This window comes from Ruegeria sp. HKCCD7303 (assembly GCF_013111185.1).
Classification (GTDB): domain Bacteria; phylum Pseudomonadota; class Alphaproteobacteria; order Rhodobacterales; family Rhodobacteraceae; genus Ruegeria.
In genome coordinates this window covers 856,193-872,218 of the sequence record NZ_WVRE01000001.1, presented here as the reverse complement: position 1 = coordinate 872,218, position 16,026 = coordinate 856,193, and the positions used below count along the sequence as shown (strand labels likewise).

Below are 16,026 nucleotides of genomic sequence, written 5' to 3'. Positions count from 1 at the left end.
CAGGGAGTAACTGATGCTGGATAATTCCGAAGGATATGTCACCGAAGACGGCCGCCAGATTGGCGGTGTGGTGATGGAAATGAAGAACATCACGCTGCGTTTTGGTGGTGTGGTGGCGATCAAGGATATCTCGTTCGACATTCGCGAAGGTGAGATCCGCGCGATCATTGGGCCGAACGGGGCGGGTAAGTCCTCGATGCTGAACGTGATCTCGGGCTTTTACGTCCCGCAAGAGGGCGAAGTTTGGTTCCACGGATCAAAGCGCCCGCCAATGCGGCCTTATGAGGTTGCGCAACAAGGCATCGCACGGACTTTTCAGAACATTGCTCTGTTCGAAGGTATGAGCGTTCTGGACAATGTCATGACCGGGCGGCTGAGCTTTATGAAAACCAACATGTTTCAGCAGGCTTGGTGGAAGGGCAAGGCCGAGGCGGAAGAGACGGAGAACCGTGAGGCGGTCGAGAAGATTATCGATTTCCTTGAGGTTCAGCACATCCGCAAAACACCGGTGTCCCGACTGCCTTATGGTTTGAAAAAACGCGTCGAACTGGCGCGAGCGCTGGCTGCGGAACCCAAGCTGCTGCTGCTGGATGAACCCATGGCAGGCATGAACGTTGAAGAGAAAGAGGACATGAGCCGCTTTATCCTCGACGTGAATGATGAGTTTGGCACAACGATTGCCCTGATCGAACATGACATGGGCGTTGTGATGGACCTGAGCGATCGGGTGGTCGTGATGGATTATGGCAAGAAGATCGGGGACGGCACACCGGACGAGGTGCGCAACAATCAAGAGGTCATCGACGCCTATCTGGGGGTCAGCCATGATTGATATCCAGACAGAAATTTGGGGAGGCGCAAATGCCTGAACAACTCGTATTTGCGATGGAGGTCATCCTCAACGGTCTCATGGCCGGGGTGCTCTATGCTCTGGTCGCGCTGGGCTTTGTGCTGATCTACAAGGCTTCGGGGATTTTCAATTATGCGCAGGGGGTTATGGCCCTGTTCGCTGCGATGACGCTGGTTGGGATCATGAAAGGTCAGGTGCCGTTTGCGCATCTGATCAACGCTATATTCGGCACTCATATTCATTACTTCGGCTGGAACGTGCCTGCGCTGGTGGCGATCATTCTGACGATGGCGGTCATGGTGCTGTTGGCCTGGGCGGTGCAGCGCTTCGTGATGCGCCATCTGGTCGGGCAAGAGCCGATCATTCTGTTCATGGCGACCATCGGTCTGGCCTATTTCCTTGAGGGCGTGGCCGACCTGATGTGGGGGTCCGAGATCAAGACACTTGATGTTGGTCTGCCACAAGGGATCAACCTGTGGATCGACGAGACGACCTTTAACATATTCGATTACGGCTTCTTCATCGACAATCTGGACATTGTAGCCACAGTGATTGCCGCACTGTTGGTGGCTGCGCTGGTGGCGTTCAGCCAGTACACCAAACAGGGCCGTGCGATGCGCGCGGTGGCGGATGACCACCAGGCGGCACTGTCGGTCGGGATCTCACTGAACTTCATCTGGATCATGGTCTGGTCGGTGGCAGGCTTCGTCGCTCTGGTCGCAGGGATCATGTGGGGCACCAAATCAGGCGTTCAGTTCTCGCTTTCGCTCATCGCGCTCAAGGCCCTGCCGGTGCTGATGCTGGGCGGTTTCACCTCGATCCCCGGTGCCATTGTGGGCGGGCTGATCATCGGTGTGGGCGAAAAACTGTTCGAATTCGCGCTTGGCCCGGCGCTGGGCGGCGCGACCGAGAACTGGTTCGCCTATGTTCTTGCACTGATCTTCCTGGTGTTTCGACCGCAAGGCCTGTTCGGCGAGAAGATCATTGAGAGGGTGTAGGGCATGACCAAGCTGATCGCCATCATCAACGTGATCGCATGGGCCGGGTTCTGGGCCTTCGGGTACATCGCCCTCACATCGGACGACCTGACAGAAGGCCAGCTGACCATCGCCGCGATCCTAGCCTTTGCGGGCCTGATCATGGGGGTTCTGGCCTACTTGAAACTGGTGCGCGCCTCAGAGGCGAGCGGATATGCCAAAGGATCCAACCAATTGGATGCCGCAGCCCGTAACCGGGCACAGGAAGAATGGGGAAAGTAAGACATGTTCTATCGTGAAGCCGGGGATTTCAAAACCTCGTACATTGATGACAGCCAGACCTTCCCGATCAAGTTCGACCGGTACCGGTATTACGTCGTCCTGGCGGTGGCTTTTGGTATTATTCCCTTCATCATCAACGACTATTGGGCCAACGCGCTGCTGCTGCCGTTCCTGATCTATGCGATTGCCGCGATCGGGCTGAACATTCTGGTGGGCTATTGCGGACAGGTCAGCCTGGGCACCGGTGGTTTCATGGCGGTCGGGGCCTATGCCTGCTACAAGCTGATGACCGCTTTCCCCGATGTGAGCATGTTCATCCACGTGATCCTTGCCGGGGGCATAACAGCCTTTGTGGGCGTTTTGTTCGGCTTACCGTCACTGCGAATCAAAGGGTTTTATCTGGCCGTGGCCACGTTGGCGGCACAGTTCTTTCTGGTTTGGCTCTTCAACCGGGTGCCGTGGTTCTACAACTATTCGGCATCAGGTCAGATCAACGCGCCCGAGCGGGACGTGTTCGGCATCATCATCACCGGTCCGAATGCGCCGGCCTGGGCCACATACCTGTTCTGCCTGATCTTCCTGACAGTCTGCGCCATAATTGCGCGTAACCTGACCCGTGGAACAACGGGTCGGACCTGGATGGCGATCCGCGACATGGACATCGCAGCCGAAATCATTGGAGTGAACCCGCTCAAGGCCAAGCTCACTGCATTTGCCGTCAGTTCGTTCTTTGTCGGCATCTCGGGCGCGCTGTTCTTTGCGGTTTACCTGGGTGCGGTCGAAGTGGGTGAGGTCTTTGGTATCCAGAAATCATTCCTGGTGCTGTTCATGGTGATTATTGGCGGGTTAGGCTCGATCTTTGGGTCATTCGCCGGGGCGGCCTTCCTGGTTTTGCTGCCTGTGGTTCTAAAACTGCTTGGCGTCGACCTGCTTGGCTGGCCGACAGATATCGTGGCGCACCTTAACCTCGTGATTGTGGGTGCACTGATCATCATGTTCCTGATCCTCGAACCACACGGGCTGGCCCAATTGTGGCGCGTGGCCAAAGAGAAACTCAGACTCTGGCCGTTCCCGCATTGAGGGGCCGGTCCAACGAAAAGACGGGTGCAACAAGCCCGAAAACCAACATCGGATTAATCAAGGGAGGAGACACCCGATGAACAAGAAACTGGCAACCCTGGCGCTGGGCGCCGTGATGGCCGCAGGTCCGGTCATGGCCGACCTTGTGTTCCCGTCGCTCAGCTACCGGACTGGCCCTTATGCTGCAGGCGGTATCCCGTTTGCTGACGGTTATGCCGACTATTTCACCCTGCTGAACGAACGCGATGGCGGCATCGGTGGCGTTCCTGCCCGCGTGCTGGAATGCGAAACCGGGTACAACACCGAAAAAGGTGTGGAATGCTATGAATCGACCAAGGGCGAAGGCGCGCTGGTGTATCAGCCGTTGTCGACCGGCATCACGTATCAGCTGATCCCAAAAGTGACGGCTGATGGCATTCCTCTGCACACGATGGGATATGGCCGAACCTCAGCGGCGAACGGTAAAGTGTTCAGCCATGTGTTCAACTATCCTGCCAACTACTGGAACGGTGCATCCGGCGCGATCAACTATCTGTTGGACAGCAATGGCGGAGACCTGAGCGGCAAGAAGATTGCGCTGGTCTATCACAACTCGGCCTACGGCAAAGAGCCGATCCGCACGCTCGAGACACTGGCCGAAAAGCATGGCTATGACCTTACACTGCTTCCTGTCGACCACCCCGGTCAGGAGCAGAAGTCGCAGTGGCTGCAAATTCGTCGTGAAAAGCCTGACTTTGTCATCATGTGGGGCTGGGGTGTCATGAACCAAGTTGCGGTTCAGGAAGCTGCCAACATCCGTTTCCCGATGGAAAACTTCATCGGTGTCTGGTGGTCTGGTGCTGAATTCGACGTGCAACCCGCAGGTGAAAAGGCCACCGGCTACAAGGCGCTGACCTTCACCGGTCTGGGTGACGACTACCCGGTTTATGAGGACCTGCAGAAATACGTTGTCGATTCTGGTAAGGCCGCAGGTGCAGGCGATCAGCTGGGCACGGTGCAGTATAATCGCGGTCTCTATGCGGCGATGCTGGCAGCCGAGGCGGTCAAAACTGCACAAGAGATGCATGGCACAGCAGATATCGACGCGTCGATGATGCGCGATGGCATGGAAGCGCTTGAAATCACCAACGCCAAGATGGAAGCGCTGGGCATGGCAGGGTTCGGGCCCGAGTTCTCGGTCTCATGTGACAATCATGGCGGTCCGGGTCTTGTTGGTGTTGTTCAGTGGGATGCAGCCGCTGGAACATGGAACCCTGTTCAGGATTTCAAGCCAACTGACGTCGAGGTCATCAACGCGCTGATCGAGGAAGACTCGGCAGCCTATGCGGCTGAAAACAACATCTCGCAGCGCTGCGAGTAAGCCAACCCAGTGTCCCGGAACCTATCCGGGGCACCCTAACATTCGGAGTGGCGGTTTCGCTGCCGTTCCTTACAGACGCCCCAAGCTGGGCAGGCATGAGGACACGCGCTGATGCTGGATGCGGCAAATACCACTGACGTGCAGGCGGAAACCCTGCTTGAAGTCAACAATATCGAGGTGATCTACAATCACGTAATCCTCGTGCTGAAGGGCGTCAGCCTGACTGTTCCAAAAGGGGGCATCACGGCATTGCTGGGCGGCAATGGCGCTGGCAAAACGACAACGCTCAAGGCTGTGTCGAACCTGCTGCATTCGGAACGCGGAGAGGTCACGAAAGGGTCGATCAAGTATCGCGGTGTAAGCGTGCATGAAAGCGATCCGGCTGATCTGGTGGAAAAAGGCGTCATCCAGGTGATGGAAGGCCGCCACTGTTTTGAACACCTGACTGTTGAAGAAAACCTGCTGACGGGGGCCTATACCCGCAAAGATGGGTCCGCAGCGGTTCAGCAGGATCTGGAACTGGTCTATAATTATTTCCCGCGCCTCAAAGAACGTCGCAAGTCGCAAGCGGGCTATACCTCGGGCGGTGAGCAACAGATGGTCGCGATGGGTCGGGCCTTGATGTCGCGACCTGAAACGATCCTGCTGGACGAGCCCTCGATGGGTCTTGCGCCGCAGCTGGTCGAAGAGATTTTCGGCATTGTGAAGGACCTGAACGAAAAAGAAGGCGTGTCCTTCCTTTTGGCAGAACAGAATACAAACGTGGCTCTGCGGTTTGCACATTACGGATACATTTTGGAATCCGGGCGCGTGGTGATGGATGGCCCTGCTTCCGAGCTGCGCGAAAACCCAGATGTGAAAGAATTCTACCTCGGCATGTCAGATGAAGGCCGCAAAAGCTTCCGCGACGTGCGATCTTATCGCCGCCGCAAGAGGTGGCTGTGAGCGGATGGAGGATATGGCGATGACCTATTTCGATGCACTCGAAACGCGCTCGGCAGACCAACGCGCCTCAGATCAGGCGGCAGCGCTTGTGGAACAGATCAAGCGCGTGTCATCCGCGCCCGGGTTCGCGGCGCACCTGTCGGATTCAGACACTAATAAAGTAGTTTCAACGGAAGATTTGCCGCTTTTGCCGGTGTTGCGAAAGTCGGACCTGACCCGCGCGCAAGCCGAACGGCCGCCCTTTGGTGGGTTTACGGTGAAGCCCGCGCGGCATTTTCATCATGTATTCCAGTCGCCGGGCCCAATTTATGAACCGGGCAGCACGGATCACGACTGGTGGCGCATGGGTCGCTTCCTGAATGCTGCAGGTGTGGGCGTTGGAGATATCGTGCAGAACTGCTTTGGCTATCACCTGACCCCGGCGGGCATGATCTTTGAAAATGGTGCACGCGCGGTTGGCGCAGCCGTTTTGCCTGCGGGCACTGGACAGACGGAATTGCAGGTGACAGCGGCGCGGGATGTCGGTTGTACGGCCTACGCAGGAACGCCGGATTATCTGAAAGTCATTCTGGACAAAGCCGATGAGATGGGCGTTTCGCTGAACTTCTCAAAGGCCGCCGTTGGTGGCGGGGCGCTGTTTCCGTCACTGCGTCAGGAATATGCTGATCGCGGGATTTCGTGCCTGCAATGTTATGCGACAGCCGATCTGGGCAACATTGCATATGAAAGCCCAGCGATGGAGGGAATGATCATCGACGAACATGTGATCGTCGAGATTGTTACCCCCGGAACTGGTACTCCGGTCGCTCCGGGTGAAGTGGGCGAGGTTGTTGTGACCTCTTTGAACCCCGATTACCCGTTGATCCGCTTTGCAACAGGTGATTTGTCGGCGGTGATGCCGGGCGTTTCGCCTTGCGGCCGCACCAACACAAGGATCAAGGGCTGGATGGGCCGCGCGGACCAGACCACCAAGATCAAGGGCATGTTCGTTCGCCCAGAGCAGGTGGCGGCGCTGGTCGACAAGCATGACGAGATTGTCAAAGCCCGCGTCATCGCGATGCGTCAGGGTGAGATGGATACGATGACCGTCCAAATCGAAAGCGCGGGCGGCGAAAACCCCGCCTACGCCAAGTCAGTTGCCGAAGTGCTGAAGCTGAAAGGCGCGATCGAGGTCGTGGCCCCGGGTTCGCTTCCCAAAGATGGCTTGGTCATCGAGGACCAGCGGGTTTACGAATAGCCTTAGAAAATGGGTCTGCGGCATTTAATGCCGCAGATTTATTGGCCTACGTACTGGTGTTTCCGAGCTTTTTGGTCGATTAAAGGCGAACCCTTCGCCTTTGTCAGTCAACAGCCGGGATGATGGCCGAAATCGAATACTCACAAAACGGATCGCGCAATCGTGGCGTACGCGGAACCCGGCTGTTGGCGGGGATCGCGTATATCGTGGCGGGGACTTGCCTGTTGCCCATGCTTGCCGTGGTATTGGCAGCAGTGACGGGTGGGACGGATACGATCTCGCATCTGATGCAAACGGTGTTGCCGAGTTATACGGTCACGACCCTGATCCTTGTTGTACTGGTTGCAGCAGGTACCTTTAGTATCGGCACCGGAGCCGCTTGGCTGGTGACGATGACCCGCTTCCCCGGCGTACGGTTTCTGGAAATCGCACTTGTGCTTCCACTGGCCTTTCCCGCCTATGTTTTGGCTTATGCCTACACGTTCATTCTGGACCACCCGGGGATCGTTCAAAGCACATTGCGGGACGTGACAGGCTGGGGGCCGCGCGACTATTGGTTCCCGGAAATACGCTCGACCGAGGGCGCGGCGGTGATGCTGATCCTTGTGCTTTACCCCTATGTCTATCTGCTGGCACGGGCGGCCTTTCTGCAGCAAAGCGCAACGGCGTTTTTGGCGGCCCGGGCGTTGGGCAACAACCCGTGGCTGGCGTTTCGGCGCGTTTCGCTGCCAATGGCACGGCCGGCAATTGCGGGCGGCGTTCTGCTGGCGGTGATGGAGACCATCGCGGATTTTGGCACCGTTTCGTATTTCGGCGTGCAGACCTTTGCGACCGGTATCTACACCAGTTGGTTTTCCATGGCGGACCGTGCGGCGGCGGCGCAATTGGCGCTGTGCCTGCTGGTTTTTGCTCTGGTGATGGCCGTGGCCGAGCGCACGCAACGCGGCAAGGCGAAATATTATCAGGCCGGTAAACAACATGTCGCGCAACCGGCAGCCGACCTGACGGGCCTGCGCGCCTTAGGGGCCTTTCTGCTATGTGCGATACCGGTTCTGTTCGGGTTCTTGTTGCCTGTGATCATTCTGGTTGAGATGGGGCTGGAGTCGGAACAAAACCTGCTGTCGCGGCGCTATATCGGTTTCATCCAGAACTCGCTGACTCTGGCCGGGACGGCAGCGGTCATCACCGTCTTTGCGGCGATCAGCATCGGGTTCTTCCAACGTCTCAGGCCCGGGCGGGCATCCTCAGCGACGGCTTATCTGGCGCGGTTGGGATATGCTGTGCCTGGGGGCGTGATTGCGGTGGGTCTGATCGTACCATTCGCCGGGTTCGACAACGCGCTGGATGCCTGGATGCGTAAGACCTTCGATGTGTCCACCGGATTGCTGGTCACAGGTTCGATCTGGTTGCTTGTCGCTGCCTATATGGTGCGGTTCCTGGCAGCTGCTCTCAGCGCCTATGAAGGTGGGCAAAGTACGGTGCACGCCAATATGGATGCCGCTGCGCGGTCACTGGGTCAGTCACCGCTGGGGACCTTGCGGCGTGTTCATTTGCCTATTCTGACGCCTTCCCTGTTGACGGCGCTGTTGATCGTATTCGTGGACGTGATGAAAGAATTGCCCGCCACGCTGATCATGCGTCCGTTCAACTTCGACACATTGGCGGTGCAAGCCTACAGACTGGCCTCGGACGAGAGGTTGGAGGGCGCAGCCGTGCCATCTCTGGTCATTCTAGCCGTTGGTCTGCTGCCTGTGATCCTGATTTGCCGTCAGGTTGGTCGCCGGTAACACTTCCGCCTGAATTCTTGGGTCATAACGCATCAGGCTTGATTCAAACGCGATTTCCGGCAAGGCTGGAGGTATGAATATGCAGCCTCCCAGCCGGTTTTCGGCAAGTGCAGCGCAGATGCCCGTCGCCTTTGACCGGCATGAGATGTCCCAAATCCTGTCCGTATATGGCCGGATGGTCGCCGCCGGAGAATGGCGGGACTATGGTATCTCGAACCTGCGCGACATGGCAGTGTTCTCGATCTTCCGGCGCACTGCTGAACATCCGATCTATCGTGTCGAAAAGCACCCGCGGCTTAGGTCCCGGCAGGGGATGTATTCTGTGGTCGGAATGGACGGTCGCATCCTGAAACGCGGCCACGATTTGCGCGCGGTGCTTAGAGTGTTGGAACGCAAGTTGATCCGGGCGGTCAACCTTGATTAGAGCCTTTTGTGAGCTGTGATCGGACCATCGCCCTGCGCCTGAATACGCTCAATGGCCTGATCCATAGGTTCAAACACAACCGCCATATGGCTGGCGTTGGCATGCAAAATCATGTTTTCTCCGGATACCCAGGCCACATGACCTTTCCAAAACAACAAATCGCCCCTTTGTGCGGCTGACCCGTCGGCGAGTGTCGTGCCCAAAGCACGTTCCTGATCACCGCTGTCTCCGGGACAGGGAATGCCGCAGGCCAGCAACGCAGCTTGGACAAGCCCAGAGCAATCGATACCAAACCGGCTGTTTCCACCCCACAAATAAGGCGTCCCCAGGAACAATTCGGCCACAGCAACCGGGTCGTGTGGCGTATCTGAGATTGGTGCGGTGTGTACCTTTGGAACAAAGCCCCACTCGGTTTCCAGATAGCGATCTGTTTCCGCCAAAACATGGATCTTGCTTCCAAAGCTGAGCGATACCAGATCGCGGCTTTTGAAGTTTGCGCTTTCATATGCATGCGTCGCCGGTGCTTTGATCCAACGGGTGGCGGGGATATCATGGGTCAATTGATCCGTTTGCAGCCAGCCAGTGTACCCGTCTTTGTCGGCGATGACCCGGCTCCAGCCGTCCTTTTCTTCTGCGACTTGAACCGTATCACCGAAAAGCACCTGCCTGTCGCGAGGCCCTTCAGGGTCGCGCAAAAGATCGACCACAGGTTTGGATATGCGCAGGCGAGTCATAGGCCCAACATCTCGGGCAAAGCGTTCAGAATCGCGCGCGGCCCTTGACCCAGCCCACCCTTGCTGCGCCCGGGTTCCTTGCTGGGTTGCCACGCGTAGATGTCGAAATGGATATAGCGGCGCGATCCCATGAACCTGCGTAGAAAAAGCGCAGCGGTGATCGAACCTGCGAACCCGCCCGAAGGCGCATTGTCCAGATCGGCGATGCCGGGTTCGATCATCGCCTCGTAAGGTGTGTGAAACGGCATACGCCAGACCGGATCAGCCGAAACAATTGCGGCGTTGGACAGAGCCGACGCGCAAGTTTCATCATCCGTATAGAACGGGGCCAAGTCGGGGCCCACGGCGACGCGCGCCGCGCCTGTGAGCGTGGCCATCGAAATCACCAGATCGGGCTCACCCTCATCCGCCAGAGTCAGAGCGTCGGCCAGAACCAAACGCCCTTCGGCGTCGGTGTTGTTGATCTCAACCGTCAGGCCCTTGCGTGAGGTCAAAATGTCACCGGGCCGGAACGCGTTGCCCGCAACCGCGTTTTCAACAGCGGGGATCAGGACACGCAGCTGCACCGGCAAATCCAGCGCCATGATCATGCGAGCCAATCCAAGCACATTGGCGGCCCCGCCCATGTCTTTTTTCATCAGCCCCATCGAGGCACCCGGTTTCAGGTTCAGCCCGCCTGTGTCGAAGCATACACCTTTGCCCACGAGCGTCAGTTTTGGGCCGCTGTTGCCCCAGGTCAGCTCGATCAATCGCGGGGCCTGTTCAGCAGCCCGCCCAACCGTATGGATCATCGGGAAGTTCTGATCCAGCAGCGCATCACCAAGGATTGCGTCGCAAGTGGCCCCAAACTCTGCGGCCAAAGCCTCGACCGCCTGATGCAGCTGTGCTGGTCCCATATCCGACGCGGGTGTGTTGACCAGATCGCGTGTCAAAGCCTCGGCCTGCGCCATTGCTTCGATACGAGCTGCATCCACCCCATCCGGTGCGACCAGTTCCGCTGACCCACCGGTTTGGGAGGCATAGTGATCAAACGCATAACCGGCCAACAGCCAGCCGAGGCATTCAACCTCTAACTGGTCCGCGGGCACGCCGGATGCGATATGATAGGTTCCTTCTGGCAAAGACAGAGCGGCAGCGGCCAGCGGGAACCGTTTGCGCGTGCGTTTTTCTTCGGTTCCGTAGCCTGCCAGCGTCATCTCTGCTGCGCCACTCGCGCTTGGTACCAACAAAGTCTGACCCAGGGCCGCCGAAAACCCGTTCACAGCGACCCAAGATTGCACGTGCTGCGATTGCTTTTGCAACCAGCTTTCCAGGTCCGGCTGAGCAATCACATGCAACGGAAAAGAGGTGTCAGAGGGTAGAGCGAAGGACAGGGTCATGGGCGTCTCGGCGTTAGAATTCCACGCACAGACTAGCTGCGCCTGATCCACCTGCAACCCCCGTCAGACGGAAAGATCCTGCTGGTCCCATACGGCGGTCAATGAACGTTCGCCCACTCTGATCAGCCGCCCCAAGGTCGCAGCAGCCGCCACCGCATCACCGGCATCGACGGTTTGGGCCACATCAGCGGCTACGCGCGCCAGCGCCGTCATCCCGACCTGTTCAGAGATTGCAACCAGCGATTTGGCACATTTGCGCAGATCGGCCCATTCGCGGTGCCGCCAAAACCGTTCACAGTTTGAAAGACGCACGGCCAGTTCCTCAACCGTGCGGCACAGCACGTCCAACGCGTTCTTGTCCCCCAATTGGCTATACAGCCCGCCGAGTTGATCCGGGTCCAGCCGGACGGATTCCTTGTGTTCAAGCGCGATTATCTTTTCCACCACATTCACCCTTAATTTTGACGCCCCCACGGCGTTGTTTTGATATTGGCGGGAAATTCCTTTGCAAAACCTTGCAGTGAATCTGGATAATGGCTCGAATTTTTCTTGAATTCGGTTTAGAGCGTCCTGAAGCGAGAAGAACTGGGACAACACAATGGACTTTGCCAAGCCTTTGCCGACCTATCTGGTCAAGCGCTATCACGGGTGGAAAGCCACGACATATTCCGAGAACCAGGTTTGGTACAAACGGTTGGCAGAAGAGGGGCAGCGCCCTCGTGCGATGGTAATATCCTGCTGCGACAGCCGGGTGCATGTGACTTCCATGTTCGGGGCCGATCAGGGCGATTTCTTTATTCACCGCAACATTGCCAATCTGGTGCCGCCATACGCGCCGGACGGTGATCATCACGGCACCAGCGCGGCAATCGAATACGCCGTCACGGCGCTGAAGGTCGCGCATCTGATCGTGTTGGGTCATTCGCAATGTGGCGGTGTTCAGGGGTGCATCGACATGTGCAAAGGGGAAGCACCCCAATTGGAGGTCAAGGAAAGCTTTGTGGGCCGGTGGATGGACATCCTCAAACCCAAATACGAACTGGTGGCCGATATCGAAGACCGTGTCGATCAGGCGCGGCAGTTCGAACGTCATGCGGTTGTGGCGTCTCTGGAAAACCTGATGACCTTCCCGTTCATCTCTGAGGCGGTCGGGCAAGGCGCGCTGAGCCTGCATGGCTTGTGGACAGATATCGGCGCAGGCGGACTGGAATGCTTTGATCCCTATCAGAAGAAGTTTGTTCCCGTCTGAAGCGGCTCTTTTTGATCTGGGCCTGCGGTGGACGGCACAATCTCTGTCGAAAACCACACCTGTTTAGCATGTGAGCGCCCAGCCCGCGTACGTCACTCTATTCGAATTCGGGCAAGCTTTCCCAGATGGTCCGATCCCATGAAGGGGCGCAGTTCGACCGTTCCGATTGTGCCTTTGGGGAAGAGTAGGTTGTCTATCGGCAGCGGCACCTTCCAACTGCCAAGATGATGCGTATTCAGGGCGGTTCCAAAGCTCTGATTGTCCGCCGCCGCAGCGATCCGCTGAACGCTTGCCCCCCATGGTACCATGTTGAAATCGCCGGCAATCAGGACAGGGCCGTCCAAATCCGCAATGCGATCAGCGATAACCTGACTTTGCTGCGCTTGATCATAAGGAAACGGCCAATTCAGGTGAATCGATACAATCCAGACTGAAGTACCGTCAGGGGCCTCGACCTGAATGCCAACCAGCCCCGAGCCTTTCAGACAGAACTCAGAGTTTTCCACGATGGGCAGGGTTGTCAGGATGGCAACGCTTTGTTCGGGTCGAAAGCCGCAAACAGTCTTGGACGGGTAATGTTCGAACAAGTTGCTCATGTATTTCTGGTTGTGGCTGGACACTTCCTGCAATGTAACAACCTGGGCGTCGGATGTGATAATGTCGTCCGCCAGTGAATAGCGCGGCCAAGCTTTGTTCATCAGGTTTTTCTGATAAAGCGTCAGGCAAGTGCCGTTGCAATCGGCAGAGGGTGCAGCATAGCTCGTGGCGATCGAACCAAGGGCCATCCCGGCAACGGCAAAAGTTGTCAAAGCGAGATACCTGGCGCGCAGGTACAGCAACAGCGCTGAATAGAGTACCAGCAAAATACCAGCTTGCGGGCGTAAAAGGGCAATCGAGTCCCCAACGGCAAAGATTTGCCCGGTAAAGCCAATGAAGACAAGCGCCATCAGAACACTCGCGCATCCGATGGTCAGAGTTCTGCCAATTCTGCGTTTGGTCGAAACCTGCATGCTCTGCCTCAGCCGCCTTGCGCGGGACACCGCCTGAGGTGTGATTGGTCACATCTGCCGCGATCAAGGTTTGTTATTTAGGTGGCAAGCCAGCCCGTCTTTGTCAACAGACCGGGCAAATTTACCTCATTGAGGGCCGCCTCGCGCCCACAGCGGTTACTTGCACGCGTTGCGTAAGGATTGTCATGGGTTAAGATCTTAACGTTATCCGGTGCGTGTACTAAGGAGGCGAGTCCCAAGCCCCAAAATTCGGTATTCAAGTGGTCAAGGTAGAGGTGTGATAGCCACCTTTGTGACCGGGTTAAGGTCGCCATTTGGGTCTGTCAGGATTCCCTCTGGGAAGGATACCGAGATGGGCTGGTCTTTTGTATCCATACAGAGCATGTGGTTGTTGTCTCCATCGCCTAAGTTTGCCAGCTCTGCTGGCTTCACCTCGCGCCGGGTCCAATCCGCCGCTTCGACGGTGATCGCGTAGAGATCGCGCTCAGCCTCGCCGGGCTCGGTACCGTCTTCCAGCGTCACGCCGCCCTCCCACACAACACGGACCGCCTGAACGATGCCCTCTGTTTGGCAGAGGCTGCCCCTGACCCGAGGTGGGCCCAGCGTGCCAACAAGTGTCCAGTCTTCCACAACCTCAGCCCATGCGATCGATGGCCCGTCTTCAAGGGGTATTACTGGCGTACTGGCTCCGCGAAAATCCATCGACCCGTCGATCGAATGCAGATGACCCACGATTTCAACGCTGACTGGTGGGTCAGTGTCCGAAGGGCCCAACCGCCCGATCAAGAGTACGGTACGCAGCTCTCCCGGATCAGTGGCGGGAAGAACAGACACGCAGTGCATGATCCCAATTTCGCCAGACCTAGTCCTGACCTGAAAGTCACCCGCCTGCATCGTGGCGACGTCTATCTCGGTCGAGAAGATAACAGGCATCCCAGAATAGCCCTTTGAACCTTTGCAAATCACATTGGAAAGCCGCGGCAAAGCGTCAAGCCCGTGAAAGGCCGATAGAAGATTGGCAGATTGCCCGTTTGCCTGTCTCGGCAGGCTAGCATTGGCGGTCGTATCGGAAAGTTTGCGATTGGAGATGTTACCAGTCCAAGTCCCAGGTCCATAAAGTATGAACCAAGTGACGCCTACGCCGATTACGGCTGCCACGGCAACCAATACGCCTATTGTAGTACGCTTCGAGATGCCTTTGAGCATGTCAGAAACCCCAGCACGATTTTTTAAGTATTACTGCGAACGTCATTTGCCCTAAAGTAAGTTGAGGGAGGTGCCGAACAATAAAAATGAACACATGGGAGTGAAAGGTTGTGCATCTCGAACTTCGAATGGTTCGAACCGTCGCCGATTGTGTAAACTGCGACGGGGGAATTGGGCACTGTATGAAAGACTGCTTCGTCCGCTTATGACTAATCAGGTCGGGGTGCAGTATTTGGAAGGGCAGTTCTGTGGCCTAAGTTCTGTGGCCTCAATGTCCTGTCCAAGAAACTGTATGCGCGACTAGAGCCCGTTTGGTTTGCAATCTAGGCTGACTGAAACAAAAAAACCCGCTGACCAAACAGCGGGTTTCTTCTTGGTCTTTATTGGGGCCGGAACGTCAGCCCTTTTTCAGAACCTCACGGCCCAGCAGTTCAGCGATCTGTACCGCGTTCAGGGCCGCGCCCTTGCGCAGGTTGTCCGAGACGCACCACAGGTTGATGCCATTTTCCACGGTCGAATCCTGACGGATACGGCTGATGAACGTAGCAAAGTCACCCGCGCATTCGATGGGCGAGACGTAGCCACCGGCTTCGCGCTTGTCGATCACCATGATGCCCGGTGCCTCGCGCAGGATGTCGCGGGCTTCGTCTTCGTCCAGGAATTCCTCGAACTCGATATTCACGGCCTCGGAATGGCCGACGAACACCGGAACGCGGACACAGGTGGCTGTAACCTTGATCGACGGATCGACGATCTTCTTGGTCTCGACAACCATCTTCCACTCTTCCTTGGTCGAACCGTCTTCCATGAAGACGTCGATTTGGGGAATGACGTTGAAGGCGATCTGCTTCTGGAATTTTTTCGGCTCAACCTCAGTGGTGGGGTTGTAGACCGCCTTGGTCTGATCCCAAAGTTCATCCATGCCTTCTTTACCGGCACCCGACACCGACTGATAGGTCGACACCACAACGCGTTTGATCTTGGCACGGTCATGCAGCGGTTTCAGCGCGACAACCATCTGCGCGGTCGAGCAGTTGGGGTTGGCGATGATGTTCTTGTTCTTATAGTCGTGGATCGCCTCGGGGTTACACTCCGGCACGATCAGCGGAATGTCCGGGTCATAGCGATAAAGCGACGAGTTATCGATCACCACGCAGCCCGCAGCTGCGGCCTTAGGGGCATAGGTCTTGGTGGCGTCCGAGCCGATGGCAAACAACGCCATGTCCCAGCCGGTGAAGTCGAACGTGTCGATGTCCTGGGTCGTCAGTGTCTTGTCGCCAAAGCTTACCTCTGTCCCCAGCGAACGACGGCTTGCCAGAGCAGCAAGTTCATCGACCGGGAACTGGCGTTCCGCCAGGATGTTCAGCATTTCGCGGCCCACGTTACCCGTGGCGCCGGCGACAACGACGCGATAGCCCATTTCATGTCTCCAAAGTTAAGGACGCGCGTTCATAGCTGCGTTGCGGCAAAGAAAAAAGAGCTTTTGGCGCTGAATCGAACGTTTGA

16 protein-coding genes are annotated in these 16,026 nt (G+C 57.0%); 10 read left to right on the top strand and 6 right to left on the bottom strand.

The window, feature by feature from the left end:
- The first annotated feature begins 13 nt into the window (after positions 1 to 13).
- The 9 genes from GS630_RS03885 (at position 14) to GS630_RS03845 (ending at position 8,942) form a co-directional block, all read left to right on the top strand.
- Positions 14 to 832: an ABC transporter ATP-binding protein gene (locus tag GS630_RS03885; protein ID WP_171620363.1), complete on the top strand. Its 819-nt coding sequence runs from the start codon at positions 14 to 16 to the stop codon at positions 830 to 832.
- 29 nt (positions 833 to 861) lie between these two features.
- Positions 862 to 1,848 (top strand): branched-chain amino acid ABC transporter permease, encoded by a 987-nt coding sequence (locus GS630_RS03880; protein ID WP_171092928.1) that lies wholly within the window; start codon positions 862 to 864, stop codon positions 1,846 to 1,848.
- Between the two features lie 3 nt (positions 1,849 to 1,851).
- Entirely contained in the window at positions 1,852 to 2,109 is a 258-nt protein-coding gene (locus tag GS630_RS03875) for a hypothetical protein (RefSeq protein ID WP_171178538.1), read from the top strand.
- Between the two features lie 3 nt (positions 2,110 to 2,112).
- Complete coding sequence (locus tag GS630_RS03870; RefSeq protein ID WP_171178536.1) at positions 2,113 to 3,189, top strand: branched-chain amino acid ABC transporter permease; 1,077 nt, start codon at positions 2,113 to 2,115, stop codon at positions 3,187 to 3,189.
- 76 nt (positions 3,190 to 3,265) lie between these two features.
- Entirely contained in the window at positions 3,266 to 4,549 is a 1,284-nt protein-coding gene (locus GS630_RS03865) for an ABC transporter substrate-binding protein (RefSeq protein WP_171178534.1), read from the top strand.
- 111 nt (positions 4,550 to 4,660) lie between these two features.
- Positions 4,661 to 5,494 carry an ABC transporter ATP-binding protein gene (locus GS630_RS03860; protein ID WP_171620361.1) on the top strand — a complete coding sequence of 278 codons (834 nt, stop codon included), beginning with the start codon at positions 4,661 to 4,663 and terminating at the stop codon, positions 5,492 to 5,494.
- Positions 5,495 to 5,513: 19 nt separating this feature from the next.
- A complete protein-coding gene (locus GS630_RS03855; RefSeq protein ID WP_171237904.1) occupies positions 5,514 to 6,731 on the top strand; it encodes a phenylacetate--CoA ligase family protein in 1,218 nt (405 codons plus the stop codon).
- A gap of 122 nt (positions 6,732 to 6,853) precedes the next feature.
- Positions 6,854 to 8,518: an iron ABC transporter permease gene (locus GS630_RS03850; RefSeq protein WP_171620359.1), complete on the top strand. Its 1,665-nt coding sequence runs from the start codon at positions 6,854 to 6,856 to the stop codon at positions 8,516 to 8,518.
- A gap of 73 nt (positions 8,519 to 8,591) precedes the next feature.
- Positions 8,592 to 8,942 carry a DUF2794 domain-containing protein gene (locus GS630_RS03845; protein WP_171178528.1) on the top strand — a complete coding sequence of 117 codons (351 nt, stop codon included), beginning with the start codon at positions 8,592 to 8,594 and terminating at the stop codon, positions 8,940 to 8,942.
- Here the strand turns inward: GS630_RS03845 and GS630_RS03840 are convergent.
- The 3 genes from GS630_RS03840 to GS630_RS03830 form a co-directional block, all read right to left on the bottom strand.
- Positions 8,939 to 9,676 (bottom strand): C40 family peptidase, encoded by a 738-nt coding sequence (locus GS630_RS03840; RefSeq protein ID WP_171178525.1) that lies wholly within the window; start codon positions 9,674 to 9,676, stop codon positions 8,939 to 8,941. The two genes, GS630_RS03845 and GS630_RS03840, sit on opposite strands and share 4 nt — an antisense overlap.
- Positions 9,673 to 11,055 (bottom strand): M17 family metallopeptidase, encoded by a 1,383-nt coding sequence (locus GS630_RS03835; protein ID WP_171620357.1) that lies wholly within the window; start codon positions 11,053 to 11,055, stop codon positions 9,673 to 9,675. The genes GS630_RS03840 and GS630_RS03835 overlap by 4 nt, the downstream gene beginning before the upstream one ends.
- 63 nt (positions 11,056 to 11,118) lie before the next feature.
- Entirely contained in the window at positions 11,119 to 11,508 is a 390-nt protein-coding gene (locus GS630_RS03830) for a hypothetical protein (protein WP_171178855.1), read from the bottom strand.
- 145 nt (positions 11,509 to 11,653) lie between these two features.
- On the opposite strand from GS630_RS03830, the gene GS630_RS03825 reads away from it, so the two are divergent.
- Positions 11,654 to 12,304 (top strand): carbonic anhydrase, encoded by a 651-nt coding sequence (locus GS630_RS03825; protein ID WP_171620355.1) that lies wholly within the window; start codon positions 11,654 to 11,656, stop codon positions 12,302 to 12,304.
- Positions 12,305 to 12,396: 92 nt separating this feature from the next.
- Here the strand turns inward: GS630_RS03825 and GS630_RS03820 are convergent, their stop codons facing one another.
- The 3 genes from GS630_RS03820 to GS630_RS03810 all read right to left on the bottom strand — a co-directional run bounded on the left by GS630_RS03820 (position 12,397) and on the right by GS630_RS03810 (position 15,940).
- The gene (locus tag GS630_RS03820) at positions 12,397 to 13,314 is read right to left on the bottom strand and encodes an endonuclease/exonuclease/phosphatase family protein (protein ID WP_171620353.1); all 918 of its coding nucleotides are present in this window, start codon (positions 13,312 to 13,314) and stop codon (positions 12,397 to 12,399) included.
- A 264-nt stretch (positions 13,315 to 13,578) separates the two neighbouring features.
- Positions 13,579 to 14,520: a hypothetical protein gene (locus GS630_RS03815; protein WP_171711871.1), complete on the bottom strand. Its 942-nt coding sequence runs from the start codon at positions 14,518 to 14,520 to the stop codon at positions 13,579 to 13,581.
- Positions 14,521 to 14,917: 397 nt separating this feature from the next.
- Positions 14,918 to 15,940: an aspartate-semialdehyde dehydrogenase gene (locus GS630_RS03810; protein ID WP_171178515.1), complete on the bottom strand. Its 1,023-nt coding sequence runs from the start codon at positions 15,938 to 15,940 to the stop codon at positions 14,918 to 14,920.
- Positions 15,941 to 16,026: the final 86 nt, after the last annotated feature.